Below are 312 nucleotides of genomic sequence, written 5' to 3'. Positions count from 1 at the left end.
GCCATGCGCGCCCGCTGGATGTGGAATATCCGCCAGTTACTCCTGAGCGTCTGGCATGAAGGCGTGGCCCTGCCGCCTTCCCTGTCACATATCACCACCGAATCACAGTGGCACAGCCTGATACTGACCGCGGGCGGCGATCACTGGCATGTGTACATGTCAAAAAAGACGGCCGGGGGCAAAAACACCGTAAAATACCTGGGCCGCTACCTGAAAAAGCCGCCGATAGCGGGCTCCCGGCTGGCGCACTATGCGGGCGGAGCCACGCTGAGCTTCCGCTACCACGACCACAACACCGGTGAGCAGGCGACG

1 protein-coding gene is annotated in these 312 nt (G+C 61.9%); it reads left to right on the top strand.

Going from position 1 to position 312, the window contains the following annotated elements; all coding sequences use genetic code 11:
• Positions 1–312, top strand: a 312-nt coding sequence (locus IAE27_RS29405) for a transposase (protein WP_200093441.1), incomplete at both ends; no start/stop codon positions are given.

The organism is Klebsiella sp. S69 (genome assembly GCF_016516145.1).
GTDB lineage: Bacteria > Pseudomonadota > Gammaproteobacteria > Enterobacterales > Enterobacteriaceae > Klebsiella > Klebsiella oxytoca.
This window is presented reverse-complemented; position numbering and strand designations above follow the sequence as displayed.